Origin of the sequence: Enterococcus sp. C63, assembly GCF_040887215.1 — a bacterium.
GTDB classification, from domain to species: Bacteria; Bacillota; Bacilli; order Lactobacillales; family Enterococcaceae; genus Enterococcus_B; species Enterococcus_B hirae.
This window is the reverse complement of sequence record NZ_JBFOFI010000001.1, coordinates 415309-433954: the sequence shown is the minus strand read 5'-3', so window position 1 is coordinate 433954 and position 18646 is coordinate 415309. Positions and strand designations below refer to the sequence as shown.

General features: G+C 37.8%; 12 protein-coding genes. 10 read left to right on the top strand and 2 right to left on the bottom strand.

Annotated features, from left to right (window positions below):
• Window positions 1-49: 49 nt before the first annotated feature.
• Window positions 50-1609 (bottom strand): ClC family H(+)/Cl(-) exchange transporter, encoded by a 1560-nt coding sequence (locus AB3H90_RS01915; RefSeq protein ID WP_368016065.1) that lies wholly within the window; start codon window positions 1607-1609, stop codon window positions 50-52.
• A gap of 230 nt (window positions 1610-1839) precedes the next feature.
• On the opposite strand from AB3H90_RS01915, the gene pcrA reads away from it, so the two are divergent.
• The 8 genes from pcrA to AB3H90_RS01875 all read left to right on the top strand — a co-directional run bounded on the left by pcrA (window position 1840) and on the right by AB3H90_RS01875 (window position 12405).
• The gene (pcrA, locus tag AB3H90_RS01910) at window positions 1840-4077 is read left to right on the top strand and encodes a DNA helicase PcrA (protein WP_063627213.1); all 2238 of its coding nucleotides are present in this window, start codon (window positions 1840-1842) and stop codon (window positions 4075-4077) included.
• A gap of 16 nt (window positions 4078-4093) precedes the next feature.
• Window positions 4094-6124 (top strand): NAD-dependent DNA ligase LigA, encoded by a 2031-nt coding sequence (gene ligA, locus AB3H90_RS01905; protein WP_368016064.1) that lies wholly within the window; start codon window positions 4094-4096, stop codon window positions 6122-6124.
• A 108-nt stretch (window positions 6125-6232) separates the two neighbouring features.
• A complete protein-coding gene (gene gatC, locus AB3H90_RS01900; RefSeq protein WP_010718983.1) occupies window positions 6233-6538 on the top strand; it encodes an Asp-tRNA(Asn)/Glu-tRNA(Gln) amidotransferase subunit GatC in 306 nt (101 codons plus the stop codon).
• Window positions 6538-8010 carry an Asp-tRNA(Asn)/Glu-tRNA(Gln) amidotransferase subunit GatA gene (gatA, locus tag AB3H90_RS01895; RefSeq protein ID WP_368016063.1) on the top strand — a complete coding sequence of 491 codons (1473 nt, stop codon included), beginning with the start codon at window positions 6538-6540 and terminating at the stop codon, window positions 8008-8010. The genes gatC and gatA overlap by 1 nt, the downstream gene beginning before the upstream one ends.
• Complete coding sequence (gatB, locus tag AB3H90_RS01890; protein ID WP_096710253.1) at window positions 8007-9437, top strand: Asp-tRNA(Asn)/Glu-tRNA(Gln) amidotransferase subunit GatB; 1431 nt, start codon at window positions 8007-8009, stop codon at window positions 9435-9437. Before gatA ends, gatB begins: the two co-directional genes overlap by 4 nt.
• Before the next feature lie 9 nt (window positions 9438-9446).
• Entirely contained in the window at window positions 9447-10487 is a 1041-nt protein-coding gene (locus AB3H90_RS01885; RefSeq protein WP_010718986.1) for a diacylglycerol kinase, read from the top strand.
• Between the two features lie 332 nt (window positions 10488-10819).
• Window positions 10820-12193: a 23S rRNA (uracil(1939)-C(5))-methyltransferase RlmD gene (gene rlmD / locus AB3H90_RS01880; RefSeq protein WP_368016062.1), complete on the top strand. Its 1374-nt coding sequence runs from the start codon at window positions 10820-10822 to the stop codon at window positions 12191-12193.
• Window positions 12194-12276: 83 nt separating this feature from the next.
• A complete protein-coding gene (locus AB3H90_RS01875) occupies window positions 12277-12405 on the top strand; it encodes a hypothetical protein (RefSeq protein WP_010718988.1) in 129 nt (42 codons plus the stop codon).
• 465 nt (window positions 12406-12870) lie between these two features.
• On the opposite strand, the gene AB3H90_RS01870 is transcribed toward AB3H90_RS01875, so the two are convergent.
• Window positions 12871-13941, bottom strand: coding sequence for a helix-turn-helix domain-containing protein (locus AB3H90_RS01870; protein WP_368016061.1), 1071 nt, complete (start codon window positions 13939-13941; stop codon window positions 12871-12873).
• A 204-nt stretch (window positions 13942-14145) separates the two neighbouring features.
• Between AB3H90_RS01870 and AB3H90_RS01865 the strand changes: the two genes are divergently transcribed.
• Both AB3H90_RS01865 and AB3H90_RS01860 read left to right on the top strand, forming a co-directional pair.
• Complete coding sequence (locus AB3H90_RS01865; protein ID WP_368016060.1) at window positions 14146-16773, top strand: BspA family leucine-rich repeat surface protein; 2628 nt, start codon at window positions 14146-14148, stop codon at window positions 16771-16773.
• 64 nt (window positions 16774-16837) lie between these two features.
• Window positions 16838-18373, top strand: a complete 1536-nt coding sequence (locus AB3H90_RS01860; protein ID WP_368016059.1) for a WD40/YVTN/BNR-like repeat-containing protein — start codon at window positions 16838-16840, stop codon at window positions 18371-18373.
• The last annotated feature ends 273 nt before the right edge of the window (window positions 18374-18646 follow it).

The window sequence follows — 18646 nt, the reverse complement described above, 5'->3', positions numbered from 1 at the left end:
GCTCTTACCACTAGCATACTGGCTAATCGTAAGAGCAAATTTTTATTGCCTAAAAGGCTTGTTTCGTCGTTAAAATCGAAGAGCGAGCAACAATCGTTTTCCGTACGCTTGAAAGATGACGTTCATCGGTTAAGATGACTAAAATGTCGCCAACATTCATGATTGTATCCCCATGAGTCAAAATCTCTTTATTTCCTCTAATAATGGAAACGAGTAACATATGTTTTGGCCAATTGAAATCTCTGACCATTCGTCCATCCAATGTACTTTCCGCAGTGATTGGAAAATCAAAGGTTGTTTTGCCGACTAATATTGGTTGTTTTTCTTGTTGAATCAATCGCTCGAGTAAAGATTCGTAAATCGGATTGCCTCCTAATAAATCATTGCTAACGTAAGCGAAGAGTGAAACGACACCTAAAGGCATCAAATGATTCAAAGAACCGACCATCTCCGTTACTAAGATAATTGCAGTCAACGGGGCTTTTCCGATTGCTGTAAAGTAACCTGCCATCGCAATCACGAGAAAGTCTTTGACATAAATCGGATTCATACCAACTAAGTTCACTAAAGCCCCTCCATAAAATGCTCCAATCAGCGCACCTAAAGTTAGGATTGGTAAAAAAATCCCGCCCGGTAAACTGGCGCCATATGAAACCATAGAAAAGAAAAACCGTAAGATAAATAGACCTGCAATCAATGTTAATGGGTAAAAGGCATGTCCTGAAGTGATGATGATCTGGTTTCCGCCCCCTAGGATTGTTGGCCAAAAATAGCCAATCGGCAAAACTAAAAGAAAAGGAACGATTCCGTGAAAGTGTGCAGGAATCGGCAGCTTTCGATAAAATTTTGGTAAGCTAAGCAAAACGATCTGATAAATATACCCTAGCACACCGAGAATAATACCTAGAATAATTAAAAAACCATAATATTTTAACGGTAAAGACGGAATTTTTCCTAGAGACAATACAGGTTTCAAACCGAAAAAATAAAGTGACACAAAATTAGCAGTGATCGCTGATGTAAAGGATGTCAGCCAAACTAATGGAGAGAAAGAATGATGGATTTCTTCTAAAACAAATAATAACCCAGCAATCGGTGCATTAAATGCTGCTGCTAATCCTGCACTCGCTCCGCTAGAGATAAGAATTTTCTTTTCAGCTGAAGAGCTGTTTAATAATTGGCTTGTTCCTTCACCCACCACTGCGCCTAACTGGATTGATGGACCTTCTCGACCTAAGAATAAACCGGAACCAACCGATAACACGCCTCCAATAAATTTTTTCCATAGAACAGAAAACCATGAGACTGTTAATTCTCCTTGTAATTGTCCTTCAACTTGGGGAATGCCGCTTCCTTTAATATCGGGATCGCTTTTGATAAGAAATCCCACAAAAATAGCAATAATAATTGAAGCTGCTAAGATAAATGCTAAATATAAAGGTTCTTGTTGACTATGAAGGTAAACTTGTTCGGTCAATTCACCAAATTTCTCAATCGCCAAGCGAAAAAAGCTAACGATACCGCCAGTGAGCAACCCAACTAAGACCCCTTTTAAAATATAATATAGTTGTGTTTTGTCGACATGTTTAAATAATGTTTTTGCTTTCATTGCTAATCCCTCGTTTCAATTTAATTTAGCGTGATTTTTTCTTTTTTACAAGAGGAAAAGAAAATAAATTTTTTTTCATTGCAAATCCATCGCTTTGCAAACAAATTTTCATTTCGCTTGCAGTGATCAGATTGCGGTTATTACTACCCTATTCATAGATAATATATGCTTTAATGAAAGCTGGGGAAATGCTATAATTAAACGGATTGATAAAAGAAAGGATGTTGTAAATGTCATCCAAAAGTGAATTATTGAATGGGATGAATCCTCGACAAAAAGAAGCGGTTCTTCATACCGAGGGACCACTATTATTGATGGCCGGTGCAGGTAGTGGGAAAACGAGGGTCTTGACCCACCGAATTGCTTATTTGATTGAAGAAAAGGAAGTAAATCCGTGGAACATCCTAGCGATTACTTTTACCAATAAAGCCGCTAAAGAGATGAAGGAGCGGGTAAATGCCATTTTAGAATATGGTGGCGAAGATGTTTGGGTGTCGACTTTCCATTCCATGTGTGTGCGTATCTTAAGAAGAGATGTCGATTTTATCGGTTACAACCGAAATTTTACTATTATCGATTCTTCTGAACAGTTGTCTTTAATGAAACGTATCTTAAAAGAATTGAATATTGATCCGAAAAAATACGATCCAAGAAGTATACTTGGAACGATTTCGCAAGCAAAAAACAACTTGCAAAACCCTCAGGAGTTTGCCAAGTTGCAAGGAAGCTACTATGAAGAAATTGCAGCTAAGTGTTATGTAGCTTATCAAAAAGAATTACAATATAACCAATGTATGGATTTTGATGACTTGATTATGAATACCATTCGGTTATTTGAAGAGCATCCAGATTCTTTGACTTATTATCAAAATAAATTCCATTACATCCATGTAGATGAATACCAAGACACGAACCATGCACAATATACTTTAGTTAATCTACTCGCCCAAAGATTCCAAAATTTATGTGTTGTGGGAGATGCTGATCAAAGTATTTACGGTTGGCGTGGCGCTGATATGCAAAATATTTTGGATTTTGAAAAAGATTATCCGAATGCCACAGTCATTTTATTAGAGCAAAACTACCGTTCAACTAAAACAATTTTAAGTGCTGCCAACCAAGTGATCGAAAATAATAGCAATCGAAAGCCGAAAAATCTTTGGACAGAAAACCGGGAAGGAAATAAAATCACTTACTACCGTGCAGATAACGAGCGAGATGAAACACGTTTCATCGTGGATCGTATGCAAGAGCAAATTCGTGAAAATCAACGAAATTATGGCGACTTTGCGATTTTGTACCGAACCAATGCTCAGTCTCGTGTAATGGAAGAAACCTTACTAAAAGCGAATATTCCTTATAAAATGGTGGGCGGACATAAGTTCTACGACCGTAAAGAAATTAAGGATATTTTAGCGTATTTGAATGTGATTGCGAATCCTCAAGACTCAATCAGTTTTGAACGGATCGTTAATTCGCCTAAACGCGGGATCGGACCTGGCTCAATCGAGAAATTAAGAAGTTTTGCGACGATCCACCAATGGCCACTCCTTGAAGCGGCGCAAAATGTTGATTTAACTAACATTGGTGGAAAAGCCGGTCAACAATTAGCAGTTTTTGGCGATATGATCAATGACGTCACACAAATGGTTCCCTATCTAACAGTGACCGAACTGACAAAAGAAATCTTAGAACGTAGTGGGTATCTAGAAGACTTAAAAATTCAAAATACTTTAGAATCACAAGCAAGAATCGAAAACTTGGAAGAATTTTTAACCGTTACTCAAGAATTTGATAAACAATTTGAAAAACAAAATGAAGAAAATGCGGATGCACCAGAAGAAAAATTAACTGTATTTTTAAATGACTTGGCCTTAGTTTCTGACATCGATAATTTAGAAGAAGAAACTACCCAAGTGACATTGATGACTTTGCATGCCGCAAAAGGTCTTGAATTTCCAGTCGTCTTTCTGATTGGGTTGGAAGAAGGGGTTTTCCCATTGTCACGAGCCTTGATGGAAGAAAGCGAATTGGAAGAAGAACGAAGACTTGCTTATGTCGGGATCACGAGAGCAGAAGAAGCACTCTACCTGACCAATGCTTTTTCCCGTACCTTATATGGCAGGACGCAATATAATCGACCTTCTCGCTTTGTAGAAGAAATCGATCAAGAATTATTAGAAGTCCAAGGCATGCGGCCAACGCCAAAACAAACGAGTCCTTTTACGAGCAGAACAGCTAAACCAGCCTACAAACAACCAGTAACAACTGTTGTTTCTTCAAAAACAGCAACTGGTGGAGAAAGCAATAGCTGGAAAGCAGGCGATAAAGTCAACCATAAAAAATGGGGGATCGGAACAGTGGTAAGGGTAAATGGTACTGCCAAAGATTTAGAATTGGACGTGGCATTTCCTAGTCAAGGTGTGAAACGGTTGTTAGCAGCATTTGCGCCAATTGAAAAAGTTTAAACAGGGGGGATAAACGATGGAACATGAAATGACAATTGATGAAGCTGCAAAACGAGCAGAAGAACTACGATCTCGGTTAAATCGTTGGTCCAGAGAATATTATGTTGAAGATAAACCAACTGTCGAAGATTATGTTTATGATCAAGAATATGCTGAATTAGTAGCAATTGAAGAGCAATATCCTGATTTAATCACTTCGGATTCACCAACTCAGCGAGTAGGGGGGAAAGTTCTCAGTGGGTTTGAAAAAGTGACTCATGATATTCCGCTTTATAGTTTGAATGACGTATTTAGCAAAGACGAACTCTTTGCCTTTGATCAACGTGTCCAAAAAGCGATTGGTCGCCCTGTTGATTACTGCTGTGAGTTAAAAATTGATGGTTTATCGGTTTCCTTGCGCTATGAAAATGGCGAATTTGTTCGTGGTGCAACAAGAGGAGATGGGACGGTTGGCGAAAATATCACAGGAAATCTAAAAACAGTTCGTTCTGTCCCATTGAAGTTGAAAGATGCTATCAGTATCGAAGTCCGCGGCGAATGTTTTATGCCCAAAAAATCATTTGTGCAATTAAATCAAGCAAGAGAAGCAGAAGGAAAAGATATTTTTGCAAATCCTCGAAATGCAGCTGCAGGATCACTGAGACAACTGGACTCTAAAATTACTGCAAAACGTAATTTGGATACTTTTTTATATACGGTAGCGGATTTTGGACCGATGAAAGCAACAACCCAATATGATGCTTTAGAAGAATTAGAACAGATCGGTTTCCATACGAATCACGAAAAGCGTTTGTGTCATTCGATTGATGAAGTTTGGTCATTTATTGAAGAATACCATGAAAAACGAATGGACTTAACCTATGAAATTGATGGAATCGTCATCAAAGTGAATGAATTTTCTTTACAGGACCAATTAGGTTTTACTGTCAAAGCACCTCGTTGGGCAACCGCATATAAATTCCCACCGGAAGAAGTAGAAACGAAGATCGAAGAAATCGAATGGACGGTTGGGCGGACTGGTGTTGTGACACCTACAGCGATTATGACTCCGGTACGAGTGGCTGGCACGACAGTTAGTCGAGCAAGTCTGCATAACGGTGATTACATCAAGTTAAAAGATATAAGGTTAAACGATATTGTTCGCATCTATAAAGCAGGAGATATTATCCCTGAAGTAGCACAAGTCGTGTTGGATCAACGACCTGCTGATAGCGAACCTTATGTTTTACCAACACATTGTCCGATCTGTCATAGTGAATTAGTTCATCTTGATGAAGAGGTTGCTCTTCGTTGTATCAATCCGAAGTGTCCAGCCCAAATCAAAGAAGGATTGAATCATTTTGTTTCACGTAACGCCATGAATATCGATGGCCTAGGACCAAGAGTATTGGCACAGATGTATGATAAACAACTAGTTACAGATGTGGCTGATCTTTACAAGCTAACGGAAGAGGAATTGCTGACGTTAGATAAAATCAAAGAAAAATCAGCCAATAATATATTGACAGCAATCCACGATAGTAAGGATAATTCGGTCGAAAGATTGATATTTGGCTTAGGGATTCGCCACGTCGGCTCCAAGGCAGCGAAGATATTAGCAGAGCATTTTGGCGATCTGGAAACATTAAGTAAAAGTGACTTTGAATCGATCATTGCGCTAGACACGATCGGCGATACGATTGCTGATAGCGTAGTGACTTATTTCAGTAATGAAGAGGTCCATGACTTGATGTCCGAACTAAAACAAGCAGGTGTCAACTTTGAGTATAAAGGGATTCGTTCTTCACAGATCGAAACGATCGACTCACCTTTTAAAGAAAAAACAGTGGTTTTAACAGGGAAATTGACTCGTTTTACGCGTGAAGAAGCAAAAGAAACCATTGAAAATCTTGGAGGTAAGGTTACTAGCAGTGTGTCTAAGAAAACCGATATCGTGGTTGCAGGCGAAGACGCTGGTAGTAAGCTGACCAAAGCACAAGAACTAGGAATCGACGTATGGTCAGAAGAAAAAATGGCAGAAGCATTAGCTGACAGTCATTTTAATTAAGAAAATCTGATTTTTTTCAGACAAATTTCAAGAAACAATTTCAGATGGGAATCACTTATGTTAAAATAGAGAGCAAAGTTTTTAACTCGTTTAGAAAGAAGGGGTAGTATGGCGATCAGTGAAGAACAAGTAAAACACGTTGCCAAATTAGCAAAACTTGCGTTCGCAGATGAAGAACTTGCAAGTTTTACTGATCAATTAGGGAAAATCATTGATATGGTGGAAATGCTTGAGGAAGTTGATACAGAAGGTGTTCCATTTACATCAAATGTGGTTGAAACAGTGAACGTTATGCGACAAGACCGAGCAAGTGCTGGTTGGGATCGCGATGAATTGTTGAGAAATGTACCAGAAAAAGAAGATGGCTTTATCAAAGTGCCAGCAATTATTGACAATGGGGAGGCTGGCGCATAATGACAAAACTATATGATCTTTCTTTAGAAGAATTGCACGCATTACTGGTTTCTAAAGAAATCACTGCACAAGATTTAACAAGAGCAACCTTTGAGCGAATCAAAGAAACTGAGCCAGAGATTGAAGCTTTTATTACATTGAATGAAGAAAAAGCTCTGGCACAAGCCAAAGCGTTAGATGAAAAAGGAATTGACGAAAATAATGTCTTAGCTGGGATTCCAATTGGGATCAAAGACAATATCGTTACCAAAGATCTGTTGACGACTGCAGCTTCCAAAATTCTTTATAATTTTGATCCTATCTATGATGCTACTGTCATGGACAAAGTGTATCAAGCAGATATGATTCCAGTTGGTAAATTGAACATGGATGAGTTTGCGATGGGAGGAAGTACAGAAACTTCTTACTTTAAGAAAACAAAAAATGCTTGGGACCATTCGAAAGTTCCTGGTGGTTCTTCTGGTGGTTCGGCTGCTGCAGTCGCTGCTGGACAAATCCCAGTTTCCTTAGGTAGTGATACTGGCGGAAGTATTCGCCAACCAGCTTCATTTAATGGAATCGTGGGAATGAAACCTACCTACGGACGTGTGTCACGTTTTGGTTTGATCGCCTTTGCCTCATCACTAGATCAAATCGGGCCAATGACTCGCAACGTCAAAGATAATGCATTAGCTTTAACAGCAATCAGTGGCTATGATGAAAAAGATGGCACATCTTCTGGTGTTTCTGTTCCTAATTTTGCCGAAGGATTAACTGGCGACATCAAGGGGATGAAGATTGCTTTACCAAAAGAATATCTTGGCGAAGGAGTCGATCCTGGCGTAAAAGAAAACATTTTGAAAGCGGCAGAAACTTTCCGTTCATTAGGCGCAACTGTAGAAGAAGTAAGTTTGCCACATTCAAAATATGGGGTAGCAGTCTACTATATCATTGCCTCATCAGAAGCAAGTTCCAACTTACAACGTTTTGATGGTATTCGTTTCGGTTACCGTTCAGAAAATGTGAAGAACTTAGAAGATGTATATGTGAATTCACGTACTGAAGGTTTTGGTGAAGAAGTCAAACGTCGGATCATGTTGGGAACATTCTCATTAAGTGCTGGATATTATGATGCTTACTTTAAAAAAGCGGGTCAAGTTCGAACATTGATCAAACGTGATTTTGAAAAAGTCTTTGCAGACTACGATCTGATCATCGGCCCATCTTCTCCAACAGTGGCATTTGGTATCGGTGAAAACATCAATGATCCAATCACGATGTACATGAGTGACATCTTAACAATTCCTGTTAACTTAGCTGGTTTACCTGGAATGTCAGTTCCTGCGGGATTATCTGAGAATATGCCGGTTGGTTTACAAATCATTGGTAATTATTTTGATGAAAAAACAATGTACCAAGCAGCCTATGCTTTTGAGCAAGCAACACAATTCCATAATCAAAAACCAGCAATTTTAGGAGGGAAAGGCGAATGAACTTTGAAACAATCATTGGGCTTGAAGTCCACGTTGAGTTAAAGACCAACTCAAAAATTTTCTCTCCAGCTCCTGCACATTTTGGAGCTGAACCAAACAGCAATACAAATGTGATCGACTGGGGATATCCTGGTGTTTTACCAGTAATGAATAAAGCAGCATTAGAATTTGGTATGCGAGCAGCACTCGCTTTGAACTGTGAAATTTCTAAAGACACACATTTTGATCGTAAAAATTATTTTTACCCAGATAATCCAAAAGCTTACCAAATCTCACAATTTGATCAACCCATTGGGCATGACGGTTGGATCGAGATCGAAGTTGAAGGTAAGAAAAAGAAAATACGGATCGAACGGGTTCACTTAGAAGAAGATGCTGGTAAGAACATGCATGGTATTGGTGGCTATTCTTACGTTGACTTAAACCGTCAAGGGACACCATTGATCGAGATCGTTTCTGAAGCTGATATGCGTTCACCAGAAGAAGCCTATGCTTATCTAGAAGCATTGCGTTCAATCATCCAATTTACTGAAGTTAGTGATGTGAAAATGGAAGAAGGTTCTATGCGCTGTGATGCCAATATTTCTTTACGACCTTATGGACAAGAAGAATTTGGAACAAAAGCAGAGTTGAAAAACTTAAACTCCCTTTCATTTGTTAAAAAAGGTCTAGCCTTTGAAGAAAAACGTCAAGCAAAAGTCTTACTTTCTGGTGGAGAAATCCAACAAGAGACACGACGTTTTGACGAAACAACTAATAAAACGATTTTGATGCGTGTCAAAGAAGGTTCTAGCGATTATCGTTATTTCCCTGAACCTGATATTCCTAAATTTGTGATTGACGATGAATGGATCCAAAAAGTGAAAGCAAGCTTGCCGGAAATGCCTGCCTCTCGTCGTCAACGTTATATCCAAGAATTAGGGTTACCAGAGTATGATGCAATGGTTCTAACTCTATCAAAAGAAATGTCTGACTTCTTTGAAGCGACTTTAGAGAATGGTGCGGATGCAAAACAGGCATCTAACTGGTTAATGGGTGAAGTATCTGCTTACTTGAACAGTGAGAAACTAGAATTAGCTCAAACGAACTTGACTCCTGAAAATCTAGCAGGCATGATTCGTCTGATTGCAGATGGTACGATTAGTTCTAAGATTGCGAAAAAAGTATTCCGAGAATTGATCACAAATGGTGGCGACGCACAAGATGTTGTTGAAAAAAATGGTTGGGTTCAGTTGTCTGATCCAAGCAAACTATTACCAGTTATCAACGAAATCTTAGATAATAACCAACAATCAGTAGATGACTTCAAAAACGGAAAAGATCGTGCGGTTGGTTTCTTAGTAGGACAAATCATGAAAGCAACTAAAGGTCAAGCCAATCCAGGTGTCGTTAATAAACTGTTGCAAGAAGAATTAGCAAAACGCTAGGAGTAGATCATGAAAAAAGCTCGTGTTATTTATAATCCAACTTCTGGCAAAGAATTGTTGAAAAAAAATCTAGCGGATATCCTCCAAGCTTTGGAGGATTCTGGCTATGAAGCAAGTGCGTATGCGACAACACCAGAAAAAAATTCTGCCAAAAATGAAGCAAGAAGAGCAGCAGAAAATGGATTTGATCTGGTGGTAGCTGCGGGAGGCGATGGGACAATCAATGAGGTTGTTAACGGTATTGCACCGCTTGAGCATCGTCCTAAAATGGCGATTATCCCAGCAGGTACTACTAACGATTACGCACGTGCGTTAAAGATTCCACGGGATGATATCAAAGCCGCAGCTGAAGTTATCAAGAAGAATCAGACGGTTAAGATGGATATCGGTCAAACGGAAGATAGCTACTTTATCAACATCGCTGCGGGTGGTTATTTAACGGAGTTAACTTATGAAGTTCCTTCAGAACTAAAGAGTATTTTCGGCTATTTGGCATATTTAGCTAAAGGTGCAGAGATGCTGCCTCGAGTGAAACCAATCAAAATGCGCTTGAAATATGATGAAGGAGAATACATCGGGAATGCCTCTATGTTCTTTTTAGGACTCACTAATTCAGTCGGCGGGTTCGAAAAGATTGCTCCTGATGCCAAGCTAGACGATGGTAAATTTTCATTAATTATTGTCAAAACAGCGAATATTTTTGAAATTTTGCATATCGCAGCCTTGATGTTGAATGGTGGGCGCCATGTAGATGATTCTCGAGTGATTTATACGAAAACCAGCAGTTTGTATGTCGAAACAGAAGACGATATCAACCGACCGGTCATGATCAACTTAGACGGCGAATATGGTGGAAATGCACCTATGCACTTCCAAAACCTTCATCAACATATTGAATTTTATGCAAACATCGACCAAATTCCAGATGAAGCAATTACTGGTTCCGAAGAGGAGTTAGAAGAGGTCAGCAAAGAATTTGTCAAAGAAGTTGAGCGTTTGACTGATGAAGACATAGACGGTGACGGCAAGATTGCAGATAAAGAAAAATGACGTAAAGGGTGGGACAAATGATCGTTCCACCCTTTCGTATGATAAAAATTAATTCTTATTTATTGAAGATCATTATGTAACAGTATGTTATTTTTCTTTGTTGAGTCTAAAGTAGGCGAACGAAAGATTGACAATTGGATCGTAAATGAAGTGAAGGCTTCAAGTGAATAAATGGACTTGCCAAAAAAAGGCTCTATGTGCCTAAAAAAAATGTCCTGAAGCAACCCGGTACCAAGTCCCTATCCAATAAAACACAAATGATCGTTTTTTGGATATGACCGTAGTACTAAAAGCAAAACTGCTTCAGTTACAAACCTAAATGAGGAGTTATTATGAAAGAGAAACTATCAGTTAAAAAAAATGAACGTTACACATTAGATATTATCGATTTAAGTTATGAAGGTATGGGCGTAGCTAAAATCGATGGCTATCCTTTGTTTATTGAAAATGCATTACCAGGTGAACGAGTGGAAGTGCTAGTAGTAAAAGCTGGGAATAAATTTGGTTATGGAAAAGTAGAAAAATGGCTAACCGAATCACCAGACCGTCAACCATTAAAGGATAATCGCCTTCTACGGACAGGAATTGCTCCTTTAGCACATTTGAACTATGAGCAGCAATTACTTTTTAAACAAAAGCAAGTGGAAAATGTCATGAGCAAGATCGCAAAGATGCCAGAGGTTAACATTTTACCTACCATCCCAATGGAGAATCCTATTGGCTATCGTAACAAAGCACAGATTCCAGTGAGAAGAATAGATGGTCGTCTAGCAACTGGTTTTTATAAAAAGAATAGCCATGAACTAGTTGAAATCGAGGATTATTATATTCAAGATCCAGCAATCGATGAAGCCATCAAACGTGTGAGAGATATTTTGCAACGTTTCCAAGTACGTGGTTATAACGAGGCGAAAAATGAAGGACAAATCCGTCATATTATCATCAGAAGAGGTCATTACTCACATGAAATGATGGTCGTTTTAGTTACACGAAAAGAAAAATTCTTTAAAGGCAAGGAAATTGCTTCTATTATTCATGAAGAATTGCCAGAAGTCGTTTCAGTCGTTCAAAATATCAACGAAGAGAAAACAAACGTGATATTAGGCGATAAAGAGAAGGTTCTTTATGGTAGAAGTTATATTGAGGATCAACTATTGGGCAAAACTTACCGTATTTCCTCAAAATCATTCTATCAAGTGAATACTGAACAAACGGAAAAATTGTATCAAACAACCATTGAATTTGCAGCGTTACAAAAAGAAGATACCGTCATTGATGCTTACTCTGGTATTGGAACGATCGGTTTATCTCTAGCTGATAAAGTTAAAGAGGTCTATGGCATGGAACTTGTTCCGGAAGCGATTGAAGATGCACAATTCAATGCATTAACAAACAAAATTGAAAATGCTCATTACGAAGTAGGTAAGGCAGAAACAGTCATGAAGAAATGGCAAGACAAAGGGATCAAACCATCTGTGATCGTTGTCGACCCGCCAAGAAAAGGATTAGATGCACGTTTTATTGCGTCAGCCATTGACATGGCACCTGCGAAATTAGTATATATCTCTTGCAATCCAGCAACTTTTGCCAGAGATGCAAAGTTATTTGCTGAGTCAGGCTACGAAGTGAAAAAAGTACAACCAGTCGATTTATTCCCACAAACACATCATGTGGAATTAGTGGCGCTATTAGCACCTAAGGGATAATTCAAACTTAGTGAATCATGTAAAAGAATCAGAAAACTAGAAAATGATAACGTAGCTGACAATCATGAAGAAAGGGGTATAAGATGGATACAAAGGAAAAAATGCTTGAATTGATCAAAAAGAAACAAGGCGGCGGACGTTCAAAAAAAATGGCTGAGCCTAAAAATGATCGACGGAATATGCGAAAAGGACCAAAAATCTATAATAAATAATTAAAAAGAATCAACACGAAACTAAAAATCGTGTTGATTCTTTTTTTGTTACTTGTTCAGCTAATGATCAATCATTGATTGGGTAAGCTAATTTAAAAATGTATTGTTGCAGATCGAGCCATTCTTTTTTTGTAGGAAAATAAGAAAGTAAGAGTACTGGGCAAGGGCAGGTTGTATCTAGAAAATCATAATTGCAAACAACCAATGCAACCTCAGTTTCTAAAACCATCTTATGTGAAATAAATTTATTAGAGACAAAAAGAGGAACCACATTTTGTGGAAGCAATTGGCATACGAATCGAGTCAAATAGTCTTCTAATCCGGGTTCTCCTTGGAATGAAAATAAAATCGTCTGTTTTTTTTGGGTAGAGGAAGAGGTTAAATTGGCATAATGAATAATACTTAACGTTAAGGCGATATCTTGATAGTGGGTAACAGAAAAAGGTAATACATGTGTATACTTTTTTAAATAGTTCTGCCATTCTTTAAAAAGTTTTTGACTTTCATAGGTACGCTAGTATGAAGTTCTAAAGTGATTCGCTCAAAATGAGAAGAGATTTTTGTCAGCAGACGCAGGTTGCTGAGATATCCTTTTAACTTTAGCAGGTCGACATTTGTGATAGTTGTAGAATTCTGTAATGGTCGTAAAAATGGTTCATACTGTTCTAAGGTTGGAATATCTTCTGGATAGCACAGATTCAAAGTTTTGTTAGCTGGGTAGTAAGAAACACAATGTAAGCGTATGAGGTAAGACCAAACAATTTCCTCCTCGGCTACTTGGGTAATACCAAATCTACTTTTAAAATACTTTTTAAAAACCGATTTAAACTGAATGAAACTTGTTCTTGCCTTAATTTCTTTACATAAGGACGGTTCGAGATGAATCATTTGTTTATTTAATAAGCGCTGTTTTAAAATATTCATCCATAAGTTGATGCGAAAATAATTTGTTGCGATTTGCGTTGTCGCTTCTTGGAGTTCTTCGTATGTATTGTTGATTGTTTGATAAGAATGATTGGTCGTAAATGTTTGTCTAAAACCATGGTAAAACTCAAATAAAAAGTAACGGATATCTGCTTCATTTCCTAATAAATCTAATTGTTTAGTCGATAAAGTAAGGCGATAAAATTTTAATTCTTTGTTAATATGGCGAATGGTCTTTCTCAAAACTGAATGCGAGAGATGAAACTGTTCGGTGGCAGTTTGGAATGAATGAATACGACCTCGGTAGATTTCGTCAATCAATTTATAAACAATTGTATCTTTAGCGATCTCCATGACAATGGAATCAATCGTTTTGAATGTAGACACCATCAATCGGTAACCGATCTTTTTATAATATTTGATGGTCATTCCCTTGGGAAGTAATTGTTGTAAAGAATCAATATCCGCGCGAAGTGTCGGTGCTGTTGTTTCAAGTTCTTTCACTAGTTTTTCAGTTGAAGAAATCGAATCACATTTATGTAAATAGTAAAGAATTCTTATCTGCCGCTGTAATTGCTTGTTATTTAATAATCTGAAAAATAGGTTATTCATTCTTATTCCTTCCCGACTTTAATTAAAAGCCGCGTAATTTATTTAGTGAAATCTTTTTTATTTTAACTTGAATAAACGATGAGCTCAATTTTTTTACTAATATTTTTTTTGAAAGAAAAAAATAGAAAACTTTTCCTTCAAGTAATCGTTGATTATATAAATAGCTTTTATTTTAAAAACATGGTGAATTTAGGGGGAAAATCAATGAACAAGAAAAAGTTAGTCAAATGTTCGTTAGCGATTTGGTTGGCGACACAATCTCTGCTTCATCCGTTTTCTTATTCTTATGCCGAAGAATGGAGTAAACCAGACGAAGAGCAAGTACAAACAGCAACTAGTTTAAACGAACCAGGAGGTAAAAACGATCTGGTCGAAAATCCATTAGAAACAATGATCCAGGAACCTGATGAAAATCAGCCAGAGTTAGAAGAGTCAATGACAGAAGTTCCGCAAGAAAAACTGGTAGAGGAATCAGAGAGCCTTGATCAACCAACTGAAAGTCAATCAGCTGTTGACTTAGATCAGGATCAATTGACGGAAAACACAGAACAAGAGGAGACACTTCTCAACACTGCCACACCTACAGAAGAATCCACCGATATTGCCAGTGGTGTTTTCGGAACTTGTTCTTGGCGAATCGATGCAGAAGGTACATTATATATTGGAGGAGGCACATTGGGAGAAACACCGGTTACGTTTTTTCCTCCTTGGTTCAACAGCTATCGATTTAAAATAAAAAAAATGGTATTCACTGGACCAACGATTGCTCCTAAAGAAACTCATCGCTTATTTTATGGATATAGTAATCTTTTGTCCATTGAGAATTTAGCTTATTTAGACGTAAGTCAAGTAACGGATATGACTTCCTTTTTTTCTGACTGTCGTGTACTAAATGGCGTTGATTTGTCAGGATGGGATACGTCAAATGTCACGAATATGTCTAATATGTTTTTTGAAGCATTTGACCAAACAGAGAATCTCATTCATCTTGATCTTTCAAGTTTCGATACAAGTAATGTAGTTGATATGAGTGGCATGTTCAGTCGATGTACCAAAGTACAATCAATCGATCTTTCTAGTTTTGATACGAGTAATGTTGTCAACATGAACAGAATGTTTTTTGCTTGTAATGAATTAATTACCTTAGATATCGCTCACTTTGATACATCAAATGTGGTTTATATGTCACGTTTATTCGCTGAATGTAAGAAGTTGCGCTATGTGGATGTCTCAAATTTCGATACATCAAGTGCGATTGATCTTTCAGTGATGTTTCGTTTGAATTATGAATTAGAGAGTGTGGACGTTTCTAATTTTGATACATCAAAGGTTGTTCATTTGCATTACATGTTTGATCAATGTCGCAAATTGAAAACGATCGCAGTGGAAGGTTTTGATACAAGTCAAGTAACATCCATGAATTATATGTTCAATGGCTGTAATAGTTTAACCTCTTTGGACGTTTCTAATTTTGACACCAGTCTAGTCCAAGCAATGAGATACATGTTTGCTAATTGTGAGTTACTAGAGACGATCGATGTGTCTAATTTCAATACAGAGTCTGTGAATTATCTGACATATATGTTCTTAAATTGTTCGAAAGTAAAAAAATTAGATCTTTCTTATTTTCAGTTTGAGGATCCCGTAGAAATGGCAGAAATGCTGGCTGGAACAACGAGCCTCAATGAATTGACTCTTGGTAAAGGCTATCGTTTTGTAGATTCAGCCAATCTTCCTGCTATTCCAGTAGAAGATGGAAACACTGGTTATTGGCAAAACGTTGGTTCTGGAACGGTTACGAACCCTGCTGGGGAATACGTGCTAACTTCAGAAGAATTGATGGCGAACTATACAGGAGCGATGGCAGATACGTATGTTTGGCAGAAAGAGCCAAACTATGAATCAATTTTAGCCAAAGATTCGACGCTTTACCTTGGTGAAACCTGGGATCCACAGGATAATTTTATTTCAGCAACAGATAAGGAAGGAAATCCCCTTCCATTTGATATGAGTATGGTCAGTGGAACAGTGGATACCTCAGTAGTAGGAGTGACACCGATTACTTATACTAATGGTAGCGCTGCTCAAGTCATTCATGTAACAGTAAAAGAAAACCAGGAGAGCATTCAGGCCAAAGACTCAGTTATTTATGTGGGTGATCAATGGGATCCACAAGCTAATTTTGTTTCAGCTACTGATGAAGATGGGATGCCTCTACCGTTCACTCCAAAAATGGTGGAAGGTTCGGTGGATAGCCAAAAAACGGGCGATTATTTTGTGACGTATACCAACGGAATAGCAAGTAAGACGATCAAAGTAACGGTCAAAGAGAACAAAGAAACACTCGTAGTTAAAGGTTCCACACTCTATGTAGGAGACAATTGGAATCCACGAGACAATTTTATTTCAGCCAATGATAAAGAAGGAAATCCCCTAACATTTGACCAGAAAATGGTTTCTGGTAAGGTGGATACGACAAAAGTTGGCGTTTATCCAGTGACCTATCAAAACGGTCATCAAAAGAAAACTGTTGAAATCCATGTGCTAGCTGAACCAACTAAAGAAAAACCAGATGCGGATACGAACCAATCGGGGGATAAAAAGCCAGTACCAGCAACGCCAAATGAGACAACGAATAACAACGATCAGAGAGATAAAAAAGACGAAAAAAATGAAAAAAATAAAAAAGATGAAAAAGACGAACAAGAAGAACAAGAAGACAAAAAACTACCTACTACAGGTTATCAAAAATCAAGTCTTTCTATGATTGGCATGGCTTGCTTCTTACTTGGATTATACTTTGTTTACAAAAAAAAGATAAACGTTAAATAAAGCGTAAATCAACTAGTCAATCTCCTCGTTTTACGTCATAATGTAAAAAAAGGAGATTGGCAAGATGGATAAAGAATTATTGATTATTGAATTGATGTCAGCAAAAGCAAAGATGTTGTCTATCATCAATCAACGAACGAAAAAAATGACATGGAAAATTGGGATGTATTTAACCGCTAACCTGTTGTTCTTTGGCGGATGGGGAAACATCTACCATCATTTAAAGCAGAATCATCCACATTCATTTAAAATGGAGCGAATCACTAGTTTGTACCATTTTTCAAGTTATGTTGACTTTGCGATAGGACTATTCTTGTTTTTACTCGTTGCTGTGCTATGGTTCAAAAAGAGGAACATCTCTCGGCATTATGATCAATGGCTGGAAAAACAAGTGGCGAATATGTTACATATTTCAGTTGGCTCTCAGGACGAAAATTATCTCTACTTGAGTGATCATAACAAAAAGGAGTTTACACTTGCGAAAAAGAGGCGTTATTTTCTGCTGCAAACGATGGAGGGTGTCTCACTTTTTCTAGGAGAACAACTTACTTGGTATGGCAGTAATCGATACTATGTTTTTATGCAAGTAAATGAACCGATAGACCGAAAAAACAAAAAAAGAATTGAGCCTTTTTACTCTCATTTAGCAATTGGAGTTGGAACACTCTTGTTGATTGGCGGGGGTGTTTATCAATTCATTAATGCAGGACCAGTAGCAACGAATGTACACTCTATGATGCAAAGCGAAGAAAAAGTAAGAAAAATGCCAACTTCGACTAATCAGGACGGTTTATTGAAACCTGTTCAAACATCCGTCAATTTGACCACTGAGCAAACGAATGACGTAAAAATAGACCCAGAAACACAAGCCTTGTATTTGACGACGAATCAAGGAAAAGACTGGCATTTCGTTCCAATTGCTGTGGACTGGTTGCGTTTTGGTGACTATACTTTGACTTCGGGTACTGTTGCAAAAGGGGAATGGATGGACAAAACATTTGATGTTTCTCCTACTTTTTCTTGGTTTATCTATTTACCTGATCAAAAAAACGTTTACCTATTATCATCAGCTGATAATGGGAAGACGTGGCAAAAAAGTCAGATTACAGATCAAGGCGGACAGGTTCGTTACCGTAAAGCAAACTTTTTCACAAACGATCAAGGCGTCATGGTATTTTCATCCTCTACAGGAATGTCTGCGGAAAGTCTAAAAATTTATACGACCAACGATAAAGGGCAAAGCTGGCAAAAAAGCGGCAGTACCATCGTAAATCAACCGATTCAAAATGTTAGTTTTGTGACGAAGACATTGGGTTTCCTTTCTACAAGAGAAAACATCTATTATACGAATGATGGGGGACTAACATTCAAAGAATCCTTGGTAGCTATCCCGGGTGAGTATCAATTGGGAGGGATCGATTTGTTCCAGTCACCAAATGAAGTGGTACAAGTAAGTGCCAATAAATTGGAAACCAAGTTTTACCTCCTAAAAAATGGATCGATCGATGCAGGGAAAATGTTTGCTTGTCTTTTTTATTCGACTGATGGTGGAGAAACATGGCAATTCGAACAACAATTATCGCAAGTAGAGAATCGCTAAAAAAGTTTAGATGAATTTCAACACCAAAAAGAAAATGGCGTAAGGAGAGACATTGACAATTTATGTAAGTGAAAGTTCTCTATGTAACGATTGAATTTGTGAATAAGAGAGATTGAAAGAATAGACCCATAAAAAAGAGCCTTGGAAAAAAGTCCAGGCTCTTTTTTATGGGGTTTAAAATAGGTAAAAAGTGTTCAAAATTACTTAGGTCAAGGCGCACTTTTCACAACCTCTTGATATAAACGGTGTTCAAAGTGCTGACCCTCGGTAATA

What these genes read in the sequence shown, in the direction of transcription:
- gatB (WP_096710253.1), top strand. Translation starts at nt 8,007, where the DNA reads ATGAACTTTGAAACAATCATTGGGCTTGAAGTCCACGTTGAGTTAAAG.
- rlmD (WP_368016062.1), top strand. Translation starts at nt 10,820, where the DNA reads ATGAAAGAGAAACTATCAGTTAAAAAAAATGAACGTTACACATTAGAT.
- AB3H90_RS01870 (WP_368016061.1), bottom strand. Translation starts at nt 13,941, where the DNA reads ATGAATAACCTATTTTTCAGATTATTAAATAACAAGCAATTACAGCGG.
- gatC (WP_010718983.1), top strand. Translation starts at nt 6,233, where the DNA reads ATGGCGATCAGTGAAGAACAAGTAAAACACGTTGCCAAATTAGCAAAA.
- pcrA (WP_063627213.1), top strand. Translation starts at nt 1,840, where the DNA reads ATGTCATCCAAAAGTGAATTATTGAATGGGATGAATCCTCGACAAAAA.
- AB3H90_RS01915 (WP_368016065.1), bottom strand. Translation starts at nt 1,609, where the DNA reads ATGAAAGCAAAAACATTATTTAAACATGTCGACAAAACACAACTATAT.
- gatA (WP_368016063.1), top strand. Translation starts at nt 6,538, where the DNA reads ATGACAAAACTATATGATCTTTCTTTAGAAGAATTGCACGCATTACTG.
- AB3H90_RS01885 (WP_010718986.1), top strand. Translation starts at nt 9,447, where the DNA reads ATGAAAAAAGCTCGTGTTATTTATAATCCAACTTCTGGCAAAGAATTG.
- ligA (WP_368016064.1), top strand. Translation starts at nt 4,094, where the DNA reads ATGGAACATGAAATGACAATTGATGAAGCTGCAAAACGAGCAGAAGAA.
- AB3H90_RS01865 (WP_368016060.1), top strand. Translation starts at nt 14,146, where the DNA reads ATGAACAAGAAAAAGTTAGTCAAATGTTCGTTAGCGATTTGGTTGGCG.
- AB3H90_RS01860 (WP_368016059.1), top strand. Translation starts at nt 16,838, where the DNA reads ATGGATAAAGAATTATTGATTATTGAATTGATGTCAGCAAAAGCAAAG.
- AB3H90_RS01875 (WP_010718988.1), top strand. Translation starts at nt 12,277, where the DNA reads ATGGATACAAAGGAAAAAATGCTTGAATTGATCAAAAAGAAACAAGGC.